We start from the raw sequence: 21,547 nt of genomic DNA, 5'->3' as shown, positions 1-21,547 counted from the left end.
TGCCCCGGTGTCGTCCGCCGCCTCTGTCAGTTCACCCAATCGCAACCGGGCCAACTCCGTTGCAACACCGGGGATCTCCGCGCGCGCCCTACCTTGCCAACGCCCTCGTCCTGCGATCGAAAGGTTTGGCATGCCCAGTCGGAAGGTCACCATGGTGGCCCTCGTCGGCACCCTCGCCCTAGGTACCGTGGCCACCACGGCCCTGACCGGTCTCGCGCCCACGGCCGCCGCCGCGGGCACCACGTTCACCGCGACGGCGGACACGTACGTCGACAGCCAGAACGCCACCACGAACTACGGCGCCTCGCAGCAGCTCGGCGTGGACAACAGCCCCGTCAAGCAGCTGCTGCTGCGCTTCGACGTGTCCGGCCTCACCCAGCCGGTGACGGGTGCGAAGCTCCGGATCCACGTCGACGACGTGTCCGGCGCGGAGGCATCGGTCGGTGGCACGTTCCGCGCGATGTCGAACACCACGTGGCCCGAGACCTCGGTCACCTACAACAACCGGCCCGCCATCGACGGTGCCACGCTCGGCACCCTCGGCGCGGTCGCCCGCAACACCTGGTACGAGGTCGACGTCACCTCCTACGTGAAGGGCAACGGCACCTTCTCCATCGGCGTCACGTCGTCCAGCAGCAACGGCGCCGACTACGACTCGCGGGAGACCGGTGCCACCGCTCCGCAGCTGGTGATCGAGACGGGCAGCACGCCCACCCCGACGCCGACCACCCCGACGCCCACCTCCACCACCACGCCGCCGGCCGGCGACCCGGTGCTCGTCGGCGCGGGCGACATCGCCACCTCGGGCTCCGGGGACACCGCGACCGCGAACCTGCTCGACAACATCTCCGGCACGGTCTTCACGGTCGGCGACAACGCCTACCCCAACGGCACGGCCTCGGACTTCTCCACGTACTACGAGCCGACCTGGGGCCGCCACAAGGGCCGCACGAAGCCGGCACCGGGCAACCACGACTACAACACGTCCGGCGCGTCCGCGTACTACAGCTACTTCGGTGCCAACGCGGGCCCGACGGGCCGGGGCTACTACTCCTACGACCTGGGCGACTGGCACGTGGTCTCGCTGAACTCGGAGACCTCCATGGCCGTCGGCTCGGCCCAGGAGAAGTGGCTGCGCGCCGACCTCGCCGCCAGCACCAAGCAGTGCACGGTGGCCTACTGGCACAAGCCGCGCTGGACCTCGAGCTCCAGCCACGCCCCCGACCCGGCGACGGGTCCGCTGGTCCAGGCGCTGTACGACTACAACGCCGAGGTCATCCTGACCGGGCACAACCACCAGTACGAGCGCTTCGCCCCGCAGAACCCGAGCGGACAGCTTGACACCGCCCGCGGCCTGCGGCAGTTCGTCGCCGGCATGGGCGGCGCCGACCTCTACGGCTTCGGCACCGTCCAGCCCAACAGCGAGGCCCGCAACAACGACACCTTCGGCGTCCTGAAGCTGACCCTGCACGCGCAGAGCTACGACTGGCAGTTCGTGCCGCAGGCAGGCAAGACGTACAACGACAGCGGCACGGGCTCCTGCCACTGACCCCAGCCCGACCGGCCCGGACACCGTTCGCGCCGCCCCGCACACGGGTGGCGGCGCGGGCGGCGTCCGGCGCCCGGACCCCCCACTCGGAGGTCGTCATCCCGTGTACCTCTCCACGATCGGCAGGACGGAACTGCCGGCCGACACCCCGCCGCCCGGCCGCCGCCGCTGGAAGGCGGTCGGAGGCAACGTCCTGGCGCTCGGCACCGTCAGCCTGATCACCGACGTCTCCGCCGAGATGGTCACGGCCGTGCTGCCGCTCTACCTCGTCCTCGGGCTGCAGCTCAGCCCGGTGGCGTACGGTGCCCTCGACGGCCTCAACTCGGGGGCCACGGCCCTGCTCAGGGTCGTCGGCGGCTACGTCGCCGACCGGGTCAGCCGGCGCAGGACGGTCGCCGGAGTGGGCTACGGTCTGTCGGCTCTCGCCAAACTCGGCCTGGTCGCGGCGGGCGGTTCCGCGACGGCGCTCGGCCTCGTCCTGACCGCCGACCGGGCGGGCAAGGGCCTGCGCACCGCTCCCCGCGACGCCCTCATCACCCTGTCCACCCCCGAGCACGCGCTCGGCCGCGCCTTCGGAGTGCACCGGGCGATGGACAGCGCGGGCGCGTTCGCGGGCCCCCTCGTGGCCCTCGCCGTGCTGACGGTCGCCGCCCAGTCCTTCGAGGCGGTCTTCGTCACCAGCTTCTGTCTGGCGGCCCTCGGCGTGCTGGTCCTCTTCGTCTTCGTACGGGACCACAGGACCCCCCGGCCGCCGACGGGCACCGTCTCGCCGCGTGCCGTGGGACGGCTGCTGCGGGACGCCCCGGTACGGCGTCTGGCGATCGTCGCGTGCCTCCTCGGACTGGCCACCGTCGGCGACGGATTCGTCTACCTGCTGCTCCAGCGGCGCGAATCCCTGTCCCTGGGCTGGTTCCCCCTCCTCGCCGTCGGCACGAGCCTCTCCTACCTCCTGCTGGCAGCCCCACTCGGGGCGCTGGCCGACCGGATCGGACGCCTGCCGGTGATGCTCGGTGGCTACGGCGTCCTCGCCGTGGTCTACCTGCTGCTGCACGGCCCCTTGGACGGGCCGGTCCTGCTCGTCACGGTCCTCTTCCTGTACGGCCTGTTCTACGCCTCCACCGACGGAGTCCTGATGGCCCTCGCGGGTCCCGTCCTGCCGGAACGACTGCGGACGACGGGCATCGCCCTGGTCCAAAGCGGCCAGGCCCTGGCGTACCTCGGCTCGTCCGTGCTCTTCGGTTCGGCGTGGCAGGCGTGGGGCCCGGAGGCGGCGAGCCGGGGAGCGGCCGTGACGGTCGTCGTGACGGGGGCGGCGACGGCGCTCCTGCTGTCTCCTCGGCTGCACCGAGCCACCCGGCCCCCTCAGACTTCCCCGGATTCCCCGGATTCCCCGGATTCCCCGGATTCCCCGGCCGACCCGGATGCACCGTTGCCGCCGGACTCCCGAACCCCGCACGAAAGGCGCGGCTCCTCCTCATGAAGGCCATGAACGCCACCTCCCCGCGCGTGAAGATCCTCATCACCGTGCTCGCCGCCGTCCTGCTGGCGGCCCTGGCGGCTGCCACCGTCGTCCGCGCCCGGCAGAACGCGGCGCCCGGCACCGGGGGAGCGGACCGGGCGCCGGCCGGCGCCGCGGCCTCCTCGGAGGCCGCCCGCCACCCCGGCGTCCGGGTCCGGGTGCTGAGCAACGGGCTGCTGTCCACGGTGTCGCTCGACGACCCGTCAGGGCCGCGCACCGTCACGTCGACGCACTGCGACCGCGCGTACACGTCGGGCGGTACCACCGCCTGCCTCACGCCCGCCGGAGCGCTCAGCGGGCCGAGGCTCCTCGTGCTCGACGAGAACCAGCGGACCCGCCGCACCGTGCCCCTGACCGGCCTCCCCAACCGCACCCGCGTGTCGGCCGACGGCCGCATGGTCGCCTGGACGCTGTTCGTGGGCGGCGACTCGTACGCCGGCGGCGGCTTCTCGACCCGGACCGGCATCCTGGACACGCGTACGGGGCGCCTCGTGCCGTCACTGGAGGACTTCGCCGTCTTCCGGGAGGGCCGCCGCTACCGGGCGGCGGACATCAACGTGTGGGGTGTGACGTTCGCATCCGACGCCAACCGCTTCTACGCCACGGTCGCCAGCGCCGGCACCCGCTCTCTGGTGGAGGGGGACATCGAGGCGAGGACCCTGCGCACCCTGGCGGACAACGTCGAGTGCCCGTCGCTGTCCCCGGACGGCAGGCGGATCGCCTTCAAGCAGGCAGTCGGCGCCGACCCGGCCAAGGGCTGGCGGGTGTCCGTCCTCGAACTCGCCACGCTCCGGCGCACGGAACTGGCCGAGACGCGGAACGTGGACGACCAAGCTGCATGGCTTGACGACACCACCGTCGCGTACGCCCTCCAGCGCCCCGACGGCACCAACGACGTGTGGACGGTCCCCGCCGACGGATCGGGCAGCCCCCATTTGCTCGTCCCCGGCGCCAACTCCCCGGCCGTCCTGCCGGCGGCAGACTGAGCCAGTCGCGGCTCCGGTCGGGATCACGCCGTCGTGACCGAGCCGGAAGACGCGGATGCCGGAGTGAAACCGCGTGCATGCTGATCCGATTCGTGGGCAGGCGGTTGTCGAGCAGGTGGGACTGCTCATCGGGCCCGCGGTCCTCCCCTGCCGCAGGGTCCGACCGGGTGAAGGACCGGCCCGCGCTCGTGGTGTTGCGCGGGCCGGTCCCCTGGTCTCGTCGGACCTGCTAGGAGGCCGGGACCTCGTCGACGAACGACGTGCCGGCACCGCGCAGGGCGGCGACCTTCGCGGCCACCTGGGCCGGGGTGAGCACCTGGTCCTTGACGTGCAGGACGTAGTCGACGCGCTGGTCGTAGGCGCGCGCGGTCGTCGACGTCTGGCCGTTGAGGTCGATCAGCCACTGGTTGAAGTTGATCGACATCGGGCGTTCGGGCAGGTACTGGGAGCCGTGGGTGCCGAAGAGCCGGCCGTCGATGGAGTAGGTGATGGCGTCGTTGTCGATGGTGACGACCAGGTCGTGCCAGCCGGCGAAACTCTGGCGGCTCTCGCTGTGCTGGTTGACCGCCTGCCAGGGGTCGGGATCGTAGGTCTCCCAGGACGTCGTGTAGAGGATGTTCGCCGGCTCGCCCCAACCACCGTTGGGGAGGTACTCGAAGTCGTACTCGGCGTAGTCGTCGGCCATCGGGGCCTTGAGGTCGTTGATGGTGAAGAACGTCTGGACGATGTGGTCACCGTCGGGCCCGTACTTGGGTGCGTCGGAGAACTTCACGCGCGCGGCGTAGGTGCCGTTCTTGAACTTCGTGTTCTTGGTGAGGACTTCGGTGTGCGTGGTGGTGGAGCCCGTTCCCGCGCTGGAGGTCTCCATGTTCATCACCGAGCTGCCGCCTTCGCTGCTGAACGTGACCTTGGACGGGTCCCAGGTCGCCCCCGGGACGCCGGGGCCACCGGCGTTGGACCGGACGTTCCAGCCGTGGGCCGAGAGGGCGGGGTCGGTGGAGGAGGCGTAGCTGAAGTCGTCGAACAGGGTGGCGCCGGACGGCCCCGGGTCGGTCGGAGTGGGCGTGGGGGTCGGATCGGGGGTGTTGCCGCCCGGTGCGGTGCCCCACAGGGTGCTGCCGGAGAGCTGGGCGGTGACCTTGGTCCAGTCGGCGTAGGAGGTCTGGGCGCCGCTGAAGGAGTAGTCGTCGCCCTGGTTCAGGGTCTGCCACGTGGACTGGTAGAAGCGCAGCTGCATGTCGCCGGTGTCCGCGCCCGGCGCGAGCGATCCCGCGGCCGGCGTGAAGCCGATCTCCAGATAGCGGTCCGCCGTGGAGGTCGGGTTGGCGAGCGTGCCGAAGGTGCCGGTGATGACGGAACACCCCTTGACCGCCCAGGAGCAGGCGAAGCGGTACGAGGCGTTCGCGGAGTCGGCCTTGAAGTAGTACCGGATCTTGACCTGGCTCAGACTGACCGCGGCCGAACCGGTGTTGCGCAGCTTGAGCCAGGGCTCACTCTGGTCGGCGGTGGCTCCGGACGCACTGGTGCGGTACTGGACAGCGAGTCCTTCACCGGCCGCGGAAGCGGAGGAGACCGGAAGAGCGGCCAGGACGGCGCTGCCCAGCAGGGCCGTCACGGCCAGAGCCGCCCGGGTGCGGTGGCGGGTGGGACGAGTAGTCATGCCTGATCCTTTCGAGGGAACTCCCGCTGCCTGCGGGAGAGTCGAGGGTGCTGCGCGCGGAGCGCCTGGAGGGCCGCGGACGGCGCTATCCGCTCGCGTGGACGGAGGACGTCGTGCACGCGGCGACGCCGTGCGAGGACGGCTGGGGTCGTGGCACGGCAGGTGGGGTGTCGTACGGGACGTGCAGGGCGTCCAGTCGTGCCTGGTGCCCGCTCAGGCGTCGGCGGAAGTCCTGCCAGGTGCGCGACGGGCCCCACACCCGGTCGGCCAGGGCGCACAGGCGGGGAAAGGCGAGGTACTCGACGTGGCCTGGTGTCGTGACGAATTCGGTCCACAGCTGCCCCTGCGCACCCAGCACCCGGCGGGCCGTCTCCGGGTCGGACGCCGGCGGCGTGAGGTCGAGGCCGTGCACGGTGCGCAGGTCGACGACGAGACCGGGCTGGGCGGGCGGCTCCAGCGGGCCGCTGCCGCGGGCGTAGTCGAAGTACGTGGCACGGTGATCGGCGTAGACGACATCGTGCCCGCGCCGTGCCGCGGCCCAGGCGTGGGCCGGTTCGCGCCAGCTCATCACGGTGCACTCACGGGGGAGGGCCGTGCCGGTCTCGGCCCAGGCGACCGGCCGCCGGTCCGCCCGCAGGACGTGGTCCGCCATCCGGGCCATGAACCATCCGTGCAGCCGGCGCGGTCCGGACAGTCCCTCGCTGCGGGCGCGTGCGCGCGCGACGGGGCTGTCCTCCCACTCGTCGGTGGGGACCTCGTCGCCGCCGATGTGGAGATGCGGAGAGGGGAAGACGTCCATGACCTCGTCCAGGACCGTGCGGAAGAAGTCCAGGACGTGGTCGCCGACGCCGAGGACGTTGCGGCACACGCCCCACTGCGTCCACACCTCCAGCTGTCGGCCAGGGTCGTTGCCGAGCTCGGGATAGGCCGCGAGCGCGGCCCGCACATGACCGGGAACGCCGATCTCCGGCAGCACCGTCACGCCGCGTCCGGCCGCGTACGCCACGAGGTCGGAGAGTTCGGTACGGGTGTAATGGCCGGCGTGCGGCCGGCCGTCGAAGCGGTCGCTGCCGGACGGGCCGATCATCGACTCGGAGCGGCGGCCGCCGACCTCGGTCAGCCGCGGGTAGGCGGCGATGGGCATCCGCCAGCCCTGGTCGTCGGTGAGGTGGAGGTGGAGCACGTTGAGCTTGTGCAGGGCCAGCAGGTCGACGTATCGGCGCAGGTAGGCGGCGGGCTGGAAGTGGCGGGCCACATCGAGCATGGCGCCGCGCCAGGAGTGCCGGGGGACATCGGTGATCTCCACGCCGGGCAGTTCCCAGCGCACCTCACGCCGGGGCGTGTCGGACAGGGCCTCGTAAGGAAGGAGCTGGCGTACCGTCTGGACTCCGCGAAGGAGGCCCGCCGACCGGGCCGCACGCAGCAGCACTCCGCTGCTGCCCACGGTCAGGCCGTACCCCTCGTCCCCGAGGCCGGTGAGGGTGGGGTCGAGAGCCAGGACGAAGGAGCCGTCGGCGGCGTGGTCCAGGCGCAGTCCGGTCGCGGGGGCGAGGGAGGTGCGCAGGAGCGCGGCCGCGGCCTCGGCCCCGGGGGTGACGCGCAGGCGGGTGGCGTGGTCGAGGCGGAAGCGGCCGGGACGTGGGGTCAGTTTGCTGGGACGGGGGATCAGGGCGAGTTCGGGACGCGGCAGGTCCACGAGGATGCCTCTCCGGGATCGGTGTTTCTCGTACGGGGCGGGGGAGCAGGGCGTGAAGGTCAGCCTTTGACTCCGCCGGACGCGAGGCCCGAGGTCACATGGCGCTGCAGGACGGCGAAGATGATCAGCGCGGGCAGCGCGAAGAGGGTGGCGGCCGCCATCGTGGCGCCCCAGTCCGTCCCGAAGGTGGACTGGAAGGAGGCGAGCCAGACCGGCAGGGTGCGGCTGTCCTGCTGCTTGATGATCAGGAAGTTGGCGTAGGTGAACTCGTTCCACGCGGTGATGAACCCGAACAGCGAGGTCGCCATCAGGCCGGGTGCCAGCAGCGGGAAGGCCACTCTGCGGAAGGCGCCGACCCTGGTGCAGCCGTCGACCTGGGCCGCCTCTTCCAGCTCGGGCGGGATGCCGGCGATGAAACCCCGCAGGACCACCAGCGTGAAGGGCAGAGTGATCATGAAGTAGACGAGGGTCAGGGTGGGCAGCCGGTCGAGCATGCCGGTGTCACGGGAGATGATGTAGACGGGGATGATCAGCGACTCCCACGGCGCCATCTGCGCGAGGAACACCGCCAGCATGAACTGACGCCGGCCGCGCCACCGCATCCGCGCCACGGCGTAGGCGGCACCGAGCGCGACGAGCAGGGCGAGCAGGACGGCGCTGAGCGTGACCAGGATGCTGTTGCGCCAGAACAGTGCGAACCCCTCGGCCTGCACCGCGTGGCGGAAGTGGTCGAGCGTCCAGGTCTCGGGGATCAGACGCGGGTCGTACGACTGGATGTCCTGGGACGGTTTGAAGGCCGTGACCACCATCCAGTAGACGGGGAGCAGGCAGACCACGACGGCGAGGGCGGCAGCAGCGTGCAGAGGCAGCCGCCGCACCGCCTTGCGCACCGCACCACGGCGGGCGACGGGGGTTGTGACGGTCACAGGTTCTCGCCCTCCTGACGAAAGAGCTGACGGAAGTACAGGACCAGCACGCTGCTCATGAGCAGGACGGTGATGACGGAGGCGGCCGATCCGAGGTCGTAGCGCTGGTCGGCGAGTGCCGTCTGCACGGCGTACACCGGGAGGATGGTGGTCGCGTCACCCGGCCCGCCCCGGGTCATGACCCAGATCTGGACGAAGGCCTTGAACGTCCAGATGACCTCCAGCGAGAGCACGAGCATGAAGATCGACCGGATCAGCGGGAACGTCACGGAGCGGAAGACGCGTGCCGCGCCGGCGCCGTCCAGCCGTGCCGACTCGTACAGCTCGCCGGGCACGGTGGTGAGTGCCGAGTAGAGGGTGATCGCGGCGAACGGCACGGACTGCCAGACGATCAGGACGACCACGATCGTGAACGCGGCGCCCGGGTGCGCGAACCAGGGGTATCCCTCGAAGGAAGTGAAGCCGAGGCCGGTGAGCGTTTCGTTGACGATGCCGAACTCGGAGTGGAACAGCCACTGGAAGACGGTGGTGGCGGCGACGACGGGCATCGCCCAGACCAGCACGAGAGAGCTGAGGACGATCGTCCTGCCGGTCCGCCCGAGCCGCTCGACCATGAGCGCCACCAGCGTCGAGAGGACCATGATGGCGACCACGTTCACCGACATGAACCAGAAGGTGCGGCGCACGACCTCCCAGAACCGAGGGTCCGACAGCAGGGTGCGGTAGTTGCGCAGCCCGACGAACTCGGCATCGCCCAGGATGAGCTGGCGCAGCCGGAAGTCCTGGAACGAGATGACCACGGCGCGGGCGAGCGGATAGAGCAGCAGGTAGAGCATGCAGAGAACCGCGGGTGCGATCAGGACGTACGGCCAGGGGGAGGTGCCCGGGCGGACCGGGAGGGCCGACCGGGCCGCCCGGGAGGACCAGGCCACGCTCACGAACCGCTGTTGAGCGCGTCGGCGATGGTCTTCGAGGCCTTCGTCGCCTCGGCGGCCGTGGCGCGACCGGTGAGTACGGCCGTCATGTACTCCTTGATCGGGTTCTTCGCCTCGACCGCCGCCCACTGGGGTGTGTGGGGCGTCGCGTGCCCGTTGGCGGCGCCGACCGCCATGGCCGCGGCGCCAGGGTCCGAAGCGACGGCACCGGCCAGGGTGGTCTTGTTCGGCACGTAGCTCATCGCGAGGGCGAGCTTCTTCTGCCAGGCGTCGCCGGTGAGTTCCTCGATGAACGTGAGCGCTTCCTTCTGGTGCGCGGCGACGGCGGGTACGACGAGGTCGGAGCCGCCGGTGAAGACGGCACCAGGGGTGTCCGCGCTCTTTCCGGGGATCGGGAAGAAGCCGAGCTTGCCCTTGAGGGCGGGGTTCTTCTCCTCCACCACCTTCGCGCCGCCGGGGGCGGCGATGATCTGGGCGATCTGCCCCTTGGCCATCACTTCCGCCTGCGGAGGCTGGGCCTCGTCGGAATCCCGGGGGCCCCTTCCGAGCCCCTGGAGGCGCTGGTAGAAGGCCATGGCACGCAGCGCCTCGGGAGAGTCGAGCCCACCGCGCCATGTGCCGCCGGCCTTCACGGCCAGGTCGCCGCCCTCGTCCCAGATGAAGCCGGACAACGCGAACCAGTTCTGCCCCGGCAGGTAGATGCCCTGCGTGCCGCCCTGGTTGAGCTTCTCGGTCGCGGCGATCCACTGCTCACGCGTCCTGATCGTGCTCGCGTCCACACCGGACCGCTCGAACAGGTCGGTGCGGTAGATGACGACGCGGTTGGCGGCGTAGTACGGGATGCCGAACTGCTTGCCCTCGTACGAGCCGGGCTCCGCCAGGCCCTTCAGCCAGTCACGGCCCCCGAGCCGGGCGACCTCGCCGGTGAAGTCCGTCAGGCCTCCGCTCTGCGCGTACTGGGCGACCTGGGTGTTGCCCACCTCGATGACGTCCGGCGCGTCGTTGCTCGCCAGGGCCGCGGTGACCTTCTCGCCTATCCCGTCCCACTCCTGGATCTGGATCTTCACGTCGAGTTCGGGGTGGGCCTTCTCGAAGCCCGCCTCGAACTCGTCCTGGAAGGCGGCCGAGACGCTGTCCCGCATCAGCCACACGTCGAGAACGGTCCTGCCGTTCTCGGTGCCCTCCGAGGAGCCACTGGACGAGGAGCTGCAAGCGGTGAGCCCGACGCTCAGCGCCACGGCGCCGAGCAGGGCGAAAGAGCGGTTCTTCACGGTTCACCTCTGGGGGAGCTGGAGACGGAACGGCACACGACAGTCGAGCCCCCGATCTGACCAGTTGGCCTTACCAGTCGGTGCCGGGATGAAGGTGGCATGGACCAATGTCGACGTCAACCCTGCGCGAAAAAACGGGACTTGGCTGCATCCCGCGCTCCGGCGGTCGAAGCGGACGGCCTCTGGAGGCGAAGTTGATACCTGACCAGCGGACCAGTCGGAGCCTGACCAGTTAGGATCGGCACCGAACCAGTGCCCGCCGCCCGACGAGGAACGAGAACCCTCCATGGAGATCGACGCCGCCGCCTCCGGCGCTCTGCTCAAGCGGGAACGTGTCCGCGACGCGATCCTGGAACTCATCGAAGTGCGGCGCCCCGGCGACGCCATCCCCTCCGAGCGCACCCTGTGCGCCGACCTCGGCGTCTCCCGGCCCACCCTGCGCGCCGCGGTCGACGAACTCGTCGTCGCCGGTCTGCTCGTACGCGAGCACGGCCGCGGCATGTTCGTCGCCGCTGAGAAGATCAGCCAGGAACTACTCCCGGACCGGCACGCCTTCACCCTGCCCCAGGCCTCGGGCGTCTGGACCAGCAGGCTGCTGGAGCTGCGAACCCTCCCGGCCGGAGCCCGAGTGGGCCGCAAGCTCCGCGTGTCACCCGCAGCCGAGATCCACTACGTGGCCCGCCTCCGCCTCGTCGACGGCGCACCCATCGCCATCGAGCACATCCACATCCCCGCGGACCTCGTACCCGGCCTTACCAGCGACGAACTGGAACAGGGCGACCTCTACCACCACCTGGCCCGACACGGCGTGCACGTCAGCGAAGCCGTGCAGTCCATCGAACCCACCGTCCTCACCGCCGCCGAAGGCGAACTGCTCGGCGTCCCGGAGCTCTCGCCCGCCCTGCTCTTCGAACGCCTGACCCGCGACGCGGGCGACCGCCCGGTGGAGTACGTGCACTCCCTCTACCGGGGCGACCGCTATCGCATCGTCTCCCGACTCGCGCTCAGCCCCCACCCCGCGCCGCCGGCATCACGCGAAGGCCACCACCCCGGCATCCCTCCCAGCGACTTCACCAGCGGCGACCCGGTCACCTACTCCACGAGCGGCGTCGTCCAGGAGGGCCACTGAACCCGAAGCCGTACCGCGCTTCACTCCGGTTCCTCGGGAGGGACGCACAGCACGGGGACCGTGGACAGGTGCAGGAGCTTGTGCGGGGTCGAGCCCAGGAGCGCTCCGCGCATCGGGCTGTCGCCCCAGCTGCCGACCACGATGACGCGCGCGGCGTGCCGGGTCGCCGCGTCGATGAGGGCCTGGGCGGGCTTGTCGTCGATCACCTCGACGACGGTCGGCACGCCCGCCCGGTCGGCCTCGGTGACCGCGTGCTCGAGCCCGGTGCGGCCGGCCTGGCGGATGGCCTCGTAGTGGGACGCGTACTCCTCGCCCACCGGGCCGGGGGCCGCCGCTCCGTAGACGAGGACGAGCCGCTCGTGGAAGGCCGCCGCGACCTCGACCGCGATGCGCAGCGCCCGGGCGGCGCCGGGGGATTCGTCGTATCCCAGGACGACCGACATCTCAGGGCTCCTTGCGCGGGCTGTGGGAGCGGACCAGGTCGGGGTCGGCGACGCTCGGGCGCTCCCGCCAAAACGCGGGTGACCGCAGGCGCCACACGACCATGAGGATCACTCCGACGAGAGTGATGCCGATGCCGATCACGAGCGGGGGACCGAGGCCGAGCCACGAGTCACCGCTGTACGAGTTCTGCGGATCGGACATGTCGGCGACCGACCGCACCAGGAGCCACGTCAGCAGTGCGGAACCGATCAGGGGGCCGAGCCCGATGAACAGGAGGTTGTGGACGCTCGCGAAGAGGTGGCGGCGGTAGTAGACCACGCAGGCGATTCCCGTGAGCGCGTAGTAGAAGGCGATGAGGAGCGAGAGCGCGGTGAGGGAGTCGAAGAGCGCGTTGGAGCTGATCCGGCTCACCACGAGGTACCAGGCGATGGCGATCGCGGCGACCCACCACGTACTCACGTCGGGAGTGCGGAAGCGCGGGCTGATGTGGCCGTACGAGGCGGGCAGCGCCCGGCGGCGGGCCATCGAGAGCGCCGTGCGCGAGGCCGGGATGATCGTCGTCTGGGTGGAGGCGATGGCGGAGGTGGCGACGGCCAGGAGGAGGATCCAGTCCCAGCCGCCGAGAACGTCCGTGGCCAGCTGGGCGAAGACGAACTCCTCTTCGTCCGCGTTCTCCGCGAGGAACGTCGGGCCGGCGTACGCCACGACGGCGAAGCCCACGGACACGTAGGTCACCAGCAGGATGACGGTCGACCAGAGCCCGGCCTTGCCGGGGGCGGTCGCAGAGTCCTCGACCTCTTCGGTGAGGTTGACGGCCGACTCCCAGCCCCAGTAGATGAAGACGCCGAGGAGCAGCCCACCCGTCAGCGCGGCACCACCGGCGCCGAACGGATTGAGCCAGCCGAGGGAAGGCTCCACGGAGTCGTACGCGCTCGTGCCGTCGTAGACGCTGTACAGCGCCACGCCCACGAAGATCAGCAGGCAGGCGACCTGGGCCAGGATGAGCACGTTCTGCACTTTGGCCGACAGCTCGGTGCCGATGACGCACACGGCGGTCATGACGAGGATGAGCAGCACCGTGAGCAGCTGCCGGACGAAGGTGTTGTCCACCCAGCCGTCCAGGCCGAACGCGAGCAGGGCGAAACTGACGGCCACGTCGGCGAGGGAGCCGACGACGAGGACCCCGGTCATCGTGATGGCCCAGCCGCCGAGCCAGCCGGCCCACGGGCCCATGGCGCGGGTGACCCAGGAGAAGGTGGTGCCGCAGTCCTGGTCGACCCGGTTCAGGTAGTAGAAGGCCGAAGCGATGAGCAGCATCGGGACGAAGGACGCGACCATGACGCCGGGTGCGTAGACCCCGACCAAGGCCACGACAGGGCCGATCACGGCGGCGAGGGAGTACGCGGGGGAGGTGGCGTTGAGCCCGATGACGAGGGCGTCGACGAACCCGATGGCGTTGGGCTTCAAGCCCTCGGGGCGCCCAGCCGGCGCGGCGTCCTCTGCGGCCATGCTCCCTCGCTCCCGTCGAGCCGGACAGAACAGCCAGACCGGCGCCTTCATCGTAGGGAGACCGGCGCGGGCGTGCATGTGCAGGAGGGAGCGTGACGGCGTACGCGCCGCTCGCGCTGGGGCGGCGCGCCCCAGCGCGTCCGCGAACCGTCCGCGGAGGAGCCGGCGCCACCGCGTCGAGCGCGCTACGGCTCCGCCGGAGCCCCGTCGGCCACCGACATGGAGTGCCCGGCCGACGGGGCGATCACACCGTGGGGGACGGCGGGGCTGTCGAAGAGGGCGCCGCGCGGTACGCCGATCAGGTCAGGAGCGTTCTCGACGGGCTGCCCCGCTGATGTGCGTTCAGTTGCAGGTCGTGGCCCCGCGGATGGCATCGATCAAGGCGGTGGAGGAGGTGCTGGTGTTCTTCATGATCGCGGTTACCTTGCCGCAGCCGCCGCGCGTGCGGTAGACGGGACCGGCGTACTGCGAGTAGTTGCCGACGTCCTCGGCGCAGCCGTCGTCGATGTAGTTGGAGCAGAGCTTCAGCTTCATCCACTTTCGGGAGCCGGTGTTGTTGTCGAAGATCGTGCAGACCGGCACGTCGTTGGGATCGTAGTTCGGCGGGTTCCCCACGTAGATGAAGAGGGTGCCCAGCCGGTTGAGATGCGGCGGAAGCGTCTCGGCGTAGTCGAGCGTCCATCCGCTGCCGCAGACGGTGGCCGCCGCCCTCACCGCCGCCGGGTCGGCCGCGGCGATGGCCCGAGTGGAGGCGCTCGCCGTGGCGGACACCGCCGCCGGGGCAGCTGCGGCCGAGGCGGAGCGCTGGACCGGAGCGGCTACCGCCGCCGTGGTCCTGTCCTTCGCTCCGACGGCCCCCGGACCCTCGGCGGTGGCCTGCGGAACGCCGAGGCCCAGCCCCGCCAGGGCGACGGCGACGGCGACTGCCGTACGAACAAGGGATGCGCGAGTGGGCGGCATCGGATCTCCTCTGTCTGCCTACATGGAAGCCGCTCGCCGCGGCGCACGTCGTCCGCGCCTGCCGGGAGCACCGTCACCCTCGCGGCGAGGTGCGTTGTCCGGGTCCTCCCGTGGAGGACCCGCAGCTCAGCACAGCGAGGAAGGTGGACAAGCCGTCTTGTCCTCGGACAAGCGACACCCGCGCAGCCGACCGGACGCACGTCCTTGGCGGTGCCTGCGTCCGGGGCGCGCGGAGCGTCAGCCGCGGGCGGCGCGGCGCCCTGCCGCCACGTCGGCGAGCGCCGCGACGAGGGCGGCCGCGACGAAGGCGATCGAGACGAGGAGGCCGTGGTCGTAGGCGGCGGCCCAGCCGTCCAGGGAGACGCGGTCGAAGAAGACCGAGCCGACCGCGGCGATGCCGATCGCCGAGCCGACGCGCTGACCGGTCTGGAGCGTGCCGCCGGCGCTGCCGCCCCGCTGCACCGGCACCTCGGACAGGGTGAGGGTCTGGTTCGGGGAGATCACCAGGCCGCTGCCGAGCCCCGCCAGGAGCAGCGGGGCGAGGAGCGCCCAGCCCGCGCCCTGGCCGGGCACCTGGTGCACCGCCAGCACCGCCCCGGCGAAGCCGACCGTCACCATGACCAGGCCGACGACCACGAGCGGCCGGCCGTAGCGGTCCACGATCCGGCCGCCGATCCCGGCCGCGACCCCCGAGCCCAAGGCGAAGGGGGTGATGGCGAGACCTGCCTGGAGCGCGGTGTAGTGCAGGCCGTTCTGCAGGTAGAGGGTGCTGACGAAGAAGATCGAGGTGAAGCCCGCGAAGTAGAGCAGGCTCAGCAGCGAGCCGAGCCAGTAGGACCGGAGGCGGAAGAGTTCCAGGTCGACGAGGGGCTCGGTCCCCGACCGCGCGCAGCGCCGCTCCCATCCCACGAACGCCGCGAGGAGGACGGCGGCGAGCGGGACGAGCAGGTACTTCGCGTTCCCGGGCCACTGCCGGGACTGGACGAAGGGGAGCAGCAGGGCGAGGACGCCGGCGCCGAGGAGCACCACGCCGACCGGGTCGAGGCTGCGGAGCCGCACCGGCTTGGCGTCCGGCGTGTCGGGCAGCAGCCGCCGGGCGAGGGCCAGGCACACGATCCCGATCGGGAGGTTGACGTAGAAGACCCAGCGCCAGCCCTCCTCGGACCCCGCCCCCTGGATCAGCAGCCCGCCGAGGAGGGGGCCGACGGCGGTGGAGACGCCGACGATGGTGCCGAACATCCCGAAGGCCCTGCCCCGCTCGGCTCCCCGGAACATCTGCTGGATGAGCGCGGAGATCTGCGGCGAGACGAGGCCTCCGGCCGCTCCCTGCAGCAGCCGCGAGACCACCAGCCAGAGGCTCGACTGCGCCGCTCCGCAGGAGGCCGAGGCGAGCGTGAAGAGCGCGAGGCCGACCATGAAGACGGTGCGCCGGCCGCGTGCGTCGCCGAGCCGGCCGGCCGGGATGAGGACGAGGCCGAAGGCGAGCGCGTACCCGGAGAGCACCCACTGCAGGTCCGACTCGGGGGTGTCGAGTCCGGAACGGATGGAGGGCAGCGCGACGTTCACGATCGACACGTCGAGGAGGGTCATGAAGCCCGCCACGAGGCAGACGCCGAGCGCCTTCCAACGGTTCGGGTCCGGTTCCTCCTGCTGTCGGCGCGGGGCCTGCGCCGCCTCTTGCCAGGTCACGTGTCCTCCTCGTTCCGTCGGGTTCGGCGCGGGGGACGGCGTGCGGCACGGGCCGTGTGCGCCTTCCGGCCTGCGAAGGCCCGGTTACCCGGCGCGGGCGTTCCCGATGCCTTCTTTCCTCCGGGATCATCCGTTGACGTCGGCAAATGCCGAGCCCCGCCCGGTCGGCCAGGTCCACGCGGTCACCTGCACCGACGGCTGCACCAGCGCCGAAGACGCCCCGCTCGTCGCCCGGATCGCCGAGCCCGCGGGAACCCGTCGCACGATCGTGCACGGAGGTGAGGCCGAGCCGCCGTCGTCCGGGCCGACGCTCGACGCCCCTCACCACACGACCGATCGCGCCTGCCTGAGCCCGGACGGCCCTCGCCCGTCGTACCGGCCGCTGTCCCGCCGGGGCCGCGGGGTCCGTTCGGCCGCCGCCGCGCCGGGGCCCTAGCATGACGCGCCATGGACACGAGTGAGGGCGGCAGACAGCCGGTCGACGGCCGCTTCGAATTGATCTCCCCGTTGGGCAGCGGTGGCATGGGCACCGTGTGGCGGGCCCGCGACACCGCCCTGCACCGCGAGGTCGCCCTCAAGGAGGTGCGCCCGCCCGACCCGGCGATCGCCGCCGCCCACCCCGGGCTCGCCCTGCAACTACGCGAACGGGCTGTCCGGGAGGCCCGCGCCCTGGCCCGGCTGGCCCACCCGCACGTGGTGACGATCCACCACATCGTCGAGCCGGCCCCGCACAGCGGTGGACACCCGTGGATCGTGATGGAGCTGGTCAAGGGCGGCTCCCTGCACGACCGGCTCGCCCAAGGGCCCATGCCGGTGTCCGACGTGGCCCGGCTCGGCCTCGAAGTGCTCTCCGCCCTCAGGGCCGCGCACGCCGAGGGTGTCCTGCACCGCGACGTGAAGCCGGCCAACGTCCTGCTGCGCCCCGACGGCAGCGCCGTCCTCACCGACTTCGGCATCGCGGCGCTGCAGGGGGCCACCAACCTCACCGCCACCGGCGACCTCATCGGCTCGCCCGAGTACATCGCCCCCGAACGGGTCCGCGGCCAGGAGGGCAACCCGTCCTCCGACCTGTGGTCGCTCGGCATGCTCCTGTACGTGGCCGCGGAGGGTGTCCATCCGCTGCGCCGGGCCACCGGGCTGGCCACCGTCGTCGCCGTCCTGGACGAGCCGATCCCGGCCCCGGTGCGCTCCGGCCCGCTGGGCGCGGTACTGCAGGAGCTGCTCGTACGGGACCCGGCCGCGCGCCCCGACGCCGCGCGGCTGGAGCACCTGCTCCGCACGGCGGGCGCCGCCCTCGCCGCCGCCGGGGCCGCGCCCGCCGTCGCACCGCCGCTCGGCAGCTTCGGCCCTGCCATCCCCGTCCCCACGGAGGTGGTGCAGCCGCTGCCCTCGCCGCCCGGCGGCTCCGGGGCCCCGCCCACCGTGCCGGTTCCCGGGCCGCGGCCCGCCAGGGGCCGCCGCAACGCCGTGATCGCGCTGGCCGCGGCGGCCGTCCTCGCGGGCGGCGCGCTGGCCGCCGTCCAGTGGCTGCCCGACGGCTCCGGATCGAACCACGGGGCGGCGGGACCCAGTCGCCAGAGCCAGAGCCAGAGCCAGAGCACGGCGCCGCCCGCGGACGACCCGACCGGCTCCGCCCCGGCCACCCCAGCGGCCACCGCCCCCGAGGGCAGCCTGATCAGCCCGGCCGGCGCTCGTGCGGCCGTCGAGGCGCTGCGCCAGGAGACCGGTACCACCACCTTCCTCAACCTGCGCATCTACGAGAGCTACGTGCTGGCCGACGTCCCCGTCACCCCGGGGGCCAAGGCGACCGACTCCTACCGCTACAGCGGCGGCAAGGTCAGCCGCTTCGGGGCGAGCGGCATGCCGGTACAGCAGGGCAAGCCGCCGTTCGACATGACCAAGGTGAACTGGGACGCCCTGCCCGCCCTCATGGCACGGGCCCAGCGCGACCTGGGCGTCGGCCACGTCAACCTGCGCTACGTACTGGTGGAACCGTGGCTGATGGACGGCAGCCCCTCCATGCGCCCGTACCTCACCGACGAGACCGGGGACGGCGGCTACGTGCACGCCGGCATCGACGGCAAGGTGGTGAAGGTGTACCGCAGCTGATCCGGCCTGCGGCTCCTGGGCCCGGCCCAGGGGGACGTGAACCCGGCAGCATGGTGTCGGCGGGATGTTCGGTCGCGGGGAACGAGCACACGGGTTGGTGCGGGGCGGGGTCTCCGCTCGACTCGGCTGCTGTCCGGCGGGCTTTCTCCGGGCGGGACGGCGGAGGGTGTGCGGGCCTCGGAGCGTCATCCGGTCGGCCTATCTGCGGCAGGCGGGCCCGTCGGACCTGGGTGAGGGTGGCGGCAGGGTACGCCTGTCGATCCGGGAGACACCGATGGCGCAGCACACTCCGTCCGAGGCCGCCGAGCCGAGCATCGTCGAAGCCAACCGCGCGGTGCTCGGCCGGTTCCCCTTCGACGACACCCAGGACTTCGACGACGCGAAGCGCGGCTTCCTCGGCACCGCGGCCGACCCGCTGATCAAGAGCGGCGGCCGGACGGTGTGGGACCTGGAGGCGTACGGCTTCCTGTCCGGCGCATGCCCGGACTCGGTGAACCCGAGCCTGTGGCGGCAGAGCCGGCTGACCAGCGACCACGGCTTGTTCGCGGTCACCGAGGGCATCTACCAGGTCCGCGGCTTCGATCTGTCGAACATGACCTCGTGGAGGGCGAGCAGGGCGTCCTGGTGATCGACCCCCTGGTGTCCGCCGAGACCGCGGCGGCCGGCCTGGCCCTGTACCGGGAGCACCGGGGCGAGCGTCCGGTGACGGGCGTGCTGTACACGCACAGCCACATCGACCACTTCGGCGGCGTGCGCGGCGTTCTGCCGACCGACCGGGAGGTGCCGATCCTGGCGCCGGAGGGGTTCCTGGCGCACGCGGTGAGCGAGAACGTGTACGCGGGCACGGCGATGTCGCGGCGGGCGGGGTACATGTACGGGGCGGTACTGCCGAAGGGGCCGCGCGGGCAGGTGGGGGCGGGGCTGGGACGGACCAACTCGACCGGGACGGTGACCCTGGTCGCGCCGACCGTGGACATCACCCGGACCGGGCAGGAGGAGGTGGTGGACGGCATCCGGATGGTGTTCCAGCTGACGCCCGGCACCGAGGCCCCGGCGGAGCTGAACATCTTCTTCCCCGCACACGCGGCGTTGTGCATGGCGGAGAACGCCACCCACAACCTGCACAACTTGCTGACCCTGCGCGGCGCGCAGGTGCGCGATCCGCACGTGTGGTCGCGCTACCTGACCGAGGCGATCAACCTGTTCGGAGCGGACGCGGACCTGGCGTTCGCCTCGCACCACTGGCCGGTGTGGGGCCGCGAGCGGGTGATCGCCTTCCTGTCCGAGCAGCGCGACCTGTACGGCTACCTGCACGACCAGACCCTGCGGATGCTCAACACCGGAATGACCGGGCCGGAGATCGCCGAGCTGATGCAGGTGCCGCCCGCACTGGAGAAGGCCTGGCACACCCACGGCTACTACGGCTCGGTCAGCCACAACACCAAGGCGATCTACCAGCGGTACATGGGCTGGTACGACGGCAACCCCGCCCATCTGTGGCAGCACCCGCCGACCGAGGCGGCCGGCCGCTACGTCGACTTCATGGGCGGCGCGCAGGAGGTACTGCGCCGGGCCCGGGAGTCGTTCGCGGCGGGCGACTACCGGTGGGTCGCGGAGGTGGTCAACCACGTGGTGTTCGCCGACCCCGGCAACGCCGACGCCCGCACCCTGCAAGCCGCGGCGCTCGAACAGCTCGGCTACGGCAGCGAGAACGCCACCTGGCGCAACTTCTACCTGATGGGCGCCCTCGAACTGCGCGACGGCATCGTCGGCACACCCGCATCCGCCGCGTCGGCGGACGTGCTCGCCGCCCTGACCGTCGACCAGCTCTTCGACTCCCTCGCCATCCGCGTCGACGGGCCGGGCAGCTGGGACGCCGACCTGACGGTCCGCTGGAACCTGCGCGGCGCGGTTGCGGTCACCATGCGCCTGCACAACGGCGTGCTCATCCACGTCACGGGCGAGGGTCCGGCCGTGGCCGCGCCCGGGGTGACCATCACCCTGGACGAGGCGGACCTGCGCGCCGTCCTGTTCGGCGCCGCCGACCTGGAGCAGCTGGCTGCCGACGGCCGCGCCGAGATCACGGGCGACCCGAGGATCCTGCGCGAACTGATGGGCCACCTGACCGCCCCGGACCCGGACTTCGCCATCGTCACCCCCTGACGGGGAGCGCCGAGCGGCGTACGGGGCGGGACACCACCGGCGTCCCGCCCCTCGCCGTACCCGCTCGCCGAGGAGGGGAACGCCTCGCCGCTCATGCCGAAGACGACCCGCTCGTCAGCCGAACCACGCGACCTGGCGGTTCGGATGAGCTGCCGGATTCCGGCTGCCACCGAGCTGCCCGAGACCGAACGCCCTGCCGAGACGCACCGGCTGCTGGTCACCCGGGCTCGCCGAGCCCACCGTCGGCCGGCCGGCGGGCGCTGAAGGAACGGGCCGCCACGACGACGCCGAGCAGCAGGACCAGGACTGTGCCGAGGACGCCCTCCACACCGGCGTGGGCGTGCAGAAGACCGCCCGCGAGCGCTCCTGCGGCCAGCACCGCCACCGACACGCCGCGCCGCAGGCTCGTGGGTCCCGGCGGGTCCACCGCGAGCCCGGTCAGGGTCCGCGTCATCACGGTGGTGGTCAGGTCCGGAACCCCCAGGCGGTGCACGACGGCGTTCTGCAGCCCCATCCCGCAGGCCAGCGGCACCAGGACCGCGTACCGGCCCCAGCCGGCCGCCTGGGCTGCGAGGGCGAAGGCAAGCAGGAGGGCCTGGAAGGCGATCAGCGAAGCGAACAGACCCCCCGGCTCGGTCTCCCGGCGCCAAGCACCGCCCGCCACAGCACCGGCCAGGAACCCTGCCAGCGCCACCGCGGAGGCCAGGGCCGACAGCTGAGCCACGCCCGACAGGGCGAACCCGAGGAAGACCACGTTGCCGGTCATGTTGGCCACGAACACCCGGCCCAGTCCGAGGAAGCTCGCCGCGTCCACCAGCCCGCTGACGAACGTCAGCACGAGCAGCAGGGGCACGAACCGCGCGTAGCGGTGCCCGTCGGGGAACAGCCACCGCGAGACCTGCCCGCCACCGCTCACGGCGTCCTCTTCCCGCCGGTACGTCTCCGGCCGTCGCAGGAGCACCCGTGCCAGGGGCCGCCGACTTCGTCGACGACTGGTGTCCC

At 71.8% G+C, this 21,547-nt stretch carries 16 protein-coding genes and 1 pseudogene; 7 read left to right on the top strand and 10 right to left on the bottom strand.

The genetic code is table 11. The annotated features are described in order from the left end of the window. Nucleotides 1-130 precede the first annotated feature (130 nt). The 3 genes from OG309_RS01300 to OG309_RS01290 all read left to right on the top strand — a co-directional run bounded on the left by OG309_RS01300 (nt 131) and on the right by OG309_RS01290 (nt 4,054). Nucleotides 131-1,549 (top strand): CBM96 family carbohydrate-binding protein, encoded by a 1,419-nt coding sequence (locus OG309_RS01300; RefSeq protein WP_329417505.1) that lies wholly within the window; start codon nt 131-133, stop codon nt 1,547-1,549. Nucleotides 1,550-1,652: 103 nt separating this feature from the next. Beyond that, entirely contained in the window at nt 1,653-3,029 is a 1,377-nt protein-coding gene (locus tag OG309_RS01295; RefSeq protein WP_329417502.1) for an MFS transporter, read from the top strand. A 5-nt stretch (nt 3,030-3,034) separates the two neighbouring features. Continuing rightward, nucleotides 3,035-4,054 carry a TolB family protein gene (locus OG309_RS01290; RefSeq protein WP_329417500.1) on the top strand — a complete coding sequence of 340 codons (1,020 nt, stop codon included), beginning with the start codon at nt 3,035-3,037 and terminating at the stop codon, nt 4,052-4,054. Nucleotides 4,055-4,283: 229 nt separating this feature from the next. Here the strand turns inward: OG309_RS01290 and OG309_RS01285 are convergent, their stop codons facing one another. The 5 genes from OG309_RS01285 to OG309_RS01265 all read right to left on the bottom strand — a co-directional run bounded on the left by OG309_RS01285 (nt 4,284) and on the right by OG309_RS01265 (nt 10,542). Then, entirely contained in the window at nt 4,284-5,714 is a 1,431-nt protein-coding gene (locus OG309_RS01285; protein WP_329417498.1) for a cellulose binding domain-containing protein, read from the bottom strand. Between the two features lie 85 nt (nt 5,715-5,799). Next, on the bottom strand, nt 5,800-7,410 hold the full coding sequence (locus tag OG309_RS01280) for a beta-N-acetylhexosaminidase (protein WP_329417496.1): 1,611 nt from the start codon (nt 7,408-7,410) through the stop codon (nt 5,800-5,802). 59 nt (nt 7,411-7,469) lie between these two features. After that, nucleotides 7,470-8,336 (bottom strand): carbohydrate ABC transporter permease, encoded by an 867-nt coding sequence (locus OG309_RS01275; protein WP_329417494.1) that lies wholly within the window; start codon nt 8,334-8,336, stop codon nt 7,470-7,472. Further along, a complete protein-coding gene (locus OG309_RS01270; RefSeq protein ID WP_329417492.1) occupies nt 8,333-9,268 on the bottom strand; it encodes a carbohydrate ABC transporter permease in 936 nt (311 codons plus the stop codon). The genes OG309_RS01275 and OG309_RS01270 overlap by 4 nt, the downstream gene beginning before the upstream one ends. 2 nt (nt 9,269-9,270) lie before the next feature. Beyond that, entirely contained in the window at nt 9,271-10,542 is a 1,272-nt protein-coding gene (locus OG309_RS01265) for an extracellular solute-binding protein (protein ID WP_329417490.1), read from the bottom strand. Between the two features lie 286 nt (nt 10,543-10,828). On the opposite strand from OG309_RS01265, the gene OG309_RS01260 reads away from it, so the two are divergent. Then, nucleotides 10,829-11,671: a GntR family transcriptional regulator gene (locus OG309_RS01260; protein WP_329417488.1), complete on the top strand. Its 843-nt coding sequence runs from the start codon at nt 10,829-10,831 to the stop codon at nt 11,669-11,671. 20 nt (nt 11,672-11,691) lie between these two features. Here the strand turns inward: OG309_RS01260 and OG309_RS01255 are convergent, their stop codons facing one another. The 4 genes from OG309_RS01255 to OG309_RS01240 form a co-directional block, all read right to left on the bottom strand. Then, nucleotides 11,692-12,114 carry a universal stress protein gene (locus OG309_RS01255; protein WP_329417486.1) on the bottom strand — a complete coding sequence of 141 codons (423 nt, stop codon included), beginning with the start codon at nt 12,112-12,114 and terminating at the stop codon, nt 11,692-11,694. Nucleotide 12,115: 1 nt separating this feature from the next. Next, on the bottom strand, nt 12,116-13,624 hold the full coding sequence (locus OG309_RS01250; RefSeq protein WP_329417485.1) for an APC family permease: 1,509 nt from the start codon (nt 13,622-13,624) through the stop codon (nt 12,116-12,118). A 342-nt stretch (nt 13,625-13,966) separates the two neighbouring features. Then, the gene (locus tag OG309_RS01245) at nt 13,967-14,584 is read right to left on the bottom strand and encodes a hypothetical protein (protein WP_329417484.1); all 618 of its coding nucleotides are present in this window, start codon (nt 14,582-14,584) and stop codon (nt 13,967-13,969) included. 237 nt (nt 14,585-14,821) lie between these two features. After that, nucleotides 14,822-16,273: an MFS transporter gene (locus tag OG309_RS01240; protein ID WP_329417483.1), complete on the bottom strand. Its 1,452-nt coding sequence runs from the start codon at nt 16,271-16,273 to the stop codon at nt 14,822-14,824. A 133-nt stretch (nt 16,274-16,406) separates the two neighbouring features. Between OG309_RS01240 and OG309_RS01235 the strand changes: the two genes are divergently transcribed. From OG309_RS01235 to OG309_RS01225, 3 genes and pseudogenes are all read left to right on the top strand, one after another. Further along, the gene (locus OG309_RS01235) at nt 16,407-16,709 is read left to right on the top strand and encodes a hypothetical protein (RefSeq protein ID WP_329417482.1); all 303 of its coding nucleotides are present in this window, start codon (nt 16,407-16,409) and stop codon (nt 16,707-16,709) included. An 11-nt stretch (nt 16,710-16,720) separates the two neighbouring features. Then, the gene (locus OG309_RS01230) at nt 16,721-18,382 is read left to right on the top strand and encodes a serine/threonine-protein kinase (RefSeq protein ID WP_329417481.1); all 1,662 of its coding nucleotides are present in this window, start codon (nt 16,721-16,723) and stop codon (nt 18,380-18,382) included. A gap of 274 nt (nt 18,383-18,656) precedes the next feature. Continuing rightward, nucleotides 18,657-20,545: pseudogene (locus tag OG309_RS01225) on the top strand (alkyl/aryl-sulfatase). 217 nt (nt 20,546-20,762) lie between these two features. Here OG309_RS01225 and OG309_RS01220 read toward each other — a convergent pair. Beyond that, nucleotides 20,763-21,461, bottom strand: a complete 699-nt coding sequence (locus tag OG309_RS01220; RefSeq protein ID WP_329417480.1) for a YoaK family protein — start codon at nt 21,459-21,461, stop codon at nt 20,763-20,765. Nucleotides 21,462-21,547: the final 86 nt, after the last annotated feature.

Origin of the sequence: Streptomyces sp. NBC_01268 (assembly GCF_036240795.1) — a bacterium.
In the GTDB taxonomy this organism is placed as follows: Bacteria; Actinomycetota; Actinomycetes; order Streptomycetales; family Streptomycetaceae; genus Streptomyces.
Note: the sequence above shows the minus strand (reverse complement) of the source record. Positions and strands in the feature narration are given on the sequence as shown.

Bases quoted from the DNA above. Each gene is read 5' to 3' on its own strand.
- OG309_RS01290 (WP_329417500.1), top strand. From the start codon at position 3,035: ATGAACGCCACCTCCCCGCGCGTGAAGATCCTCATCACCGTGCTCGCC.
- OG309_RS01255 (WP_329417486.1), bottom strand. From the start codon at position 12,114: ATGTCGGTCGTCCTGGGATACGACGAATCCCCCGGCGCCGCCCGGGCG.
- OG309_RS01285 (WP_329417498.1), bottom strand. From the start codon at position 5,714: ATGACTACTCGTCCCACCCGCCACCGCACCCGGGCGGCTCTGGCCGTG.
- OG309_RS01260 (WP_329417488.1), top strand. From the start codon at position 10,829: ATGGAGATCGACGCCGCCGCCTCCGGCGCTCTGCTCAAGCGGGAACGT.
- OG309_RS01250 (WP_329417485.1), bottom strand. From the start codon at position 13,624: ATGGCCGCAGAGGACGCCGCGCCGGCTGGGCGCCCCGAGGGCTTGAAG.
- OG309_RS01230 (WP_329417481.1), top strand. From the start codon at position 16,721: ATGGACACGAGTGAGGGCGGCAGACAGCCGGTCGACGGCCGCTTCGAA.
- OG309_RS01300 (WP_329417505.1), top strand. From the start codon at position 131: ATGCCCAGTCGGAAGGTCACCATGGTGGCCCTCGTCGGCACCCTCGCC.
- OG309_RS01245 (WP_329417484.1), bottom strand. From the start codon at position 14,584: ATGCCGCCCACTCGCGCATCCCTTGTTCGTACGGCAGTCGCCGTCGCC.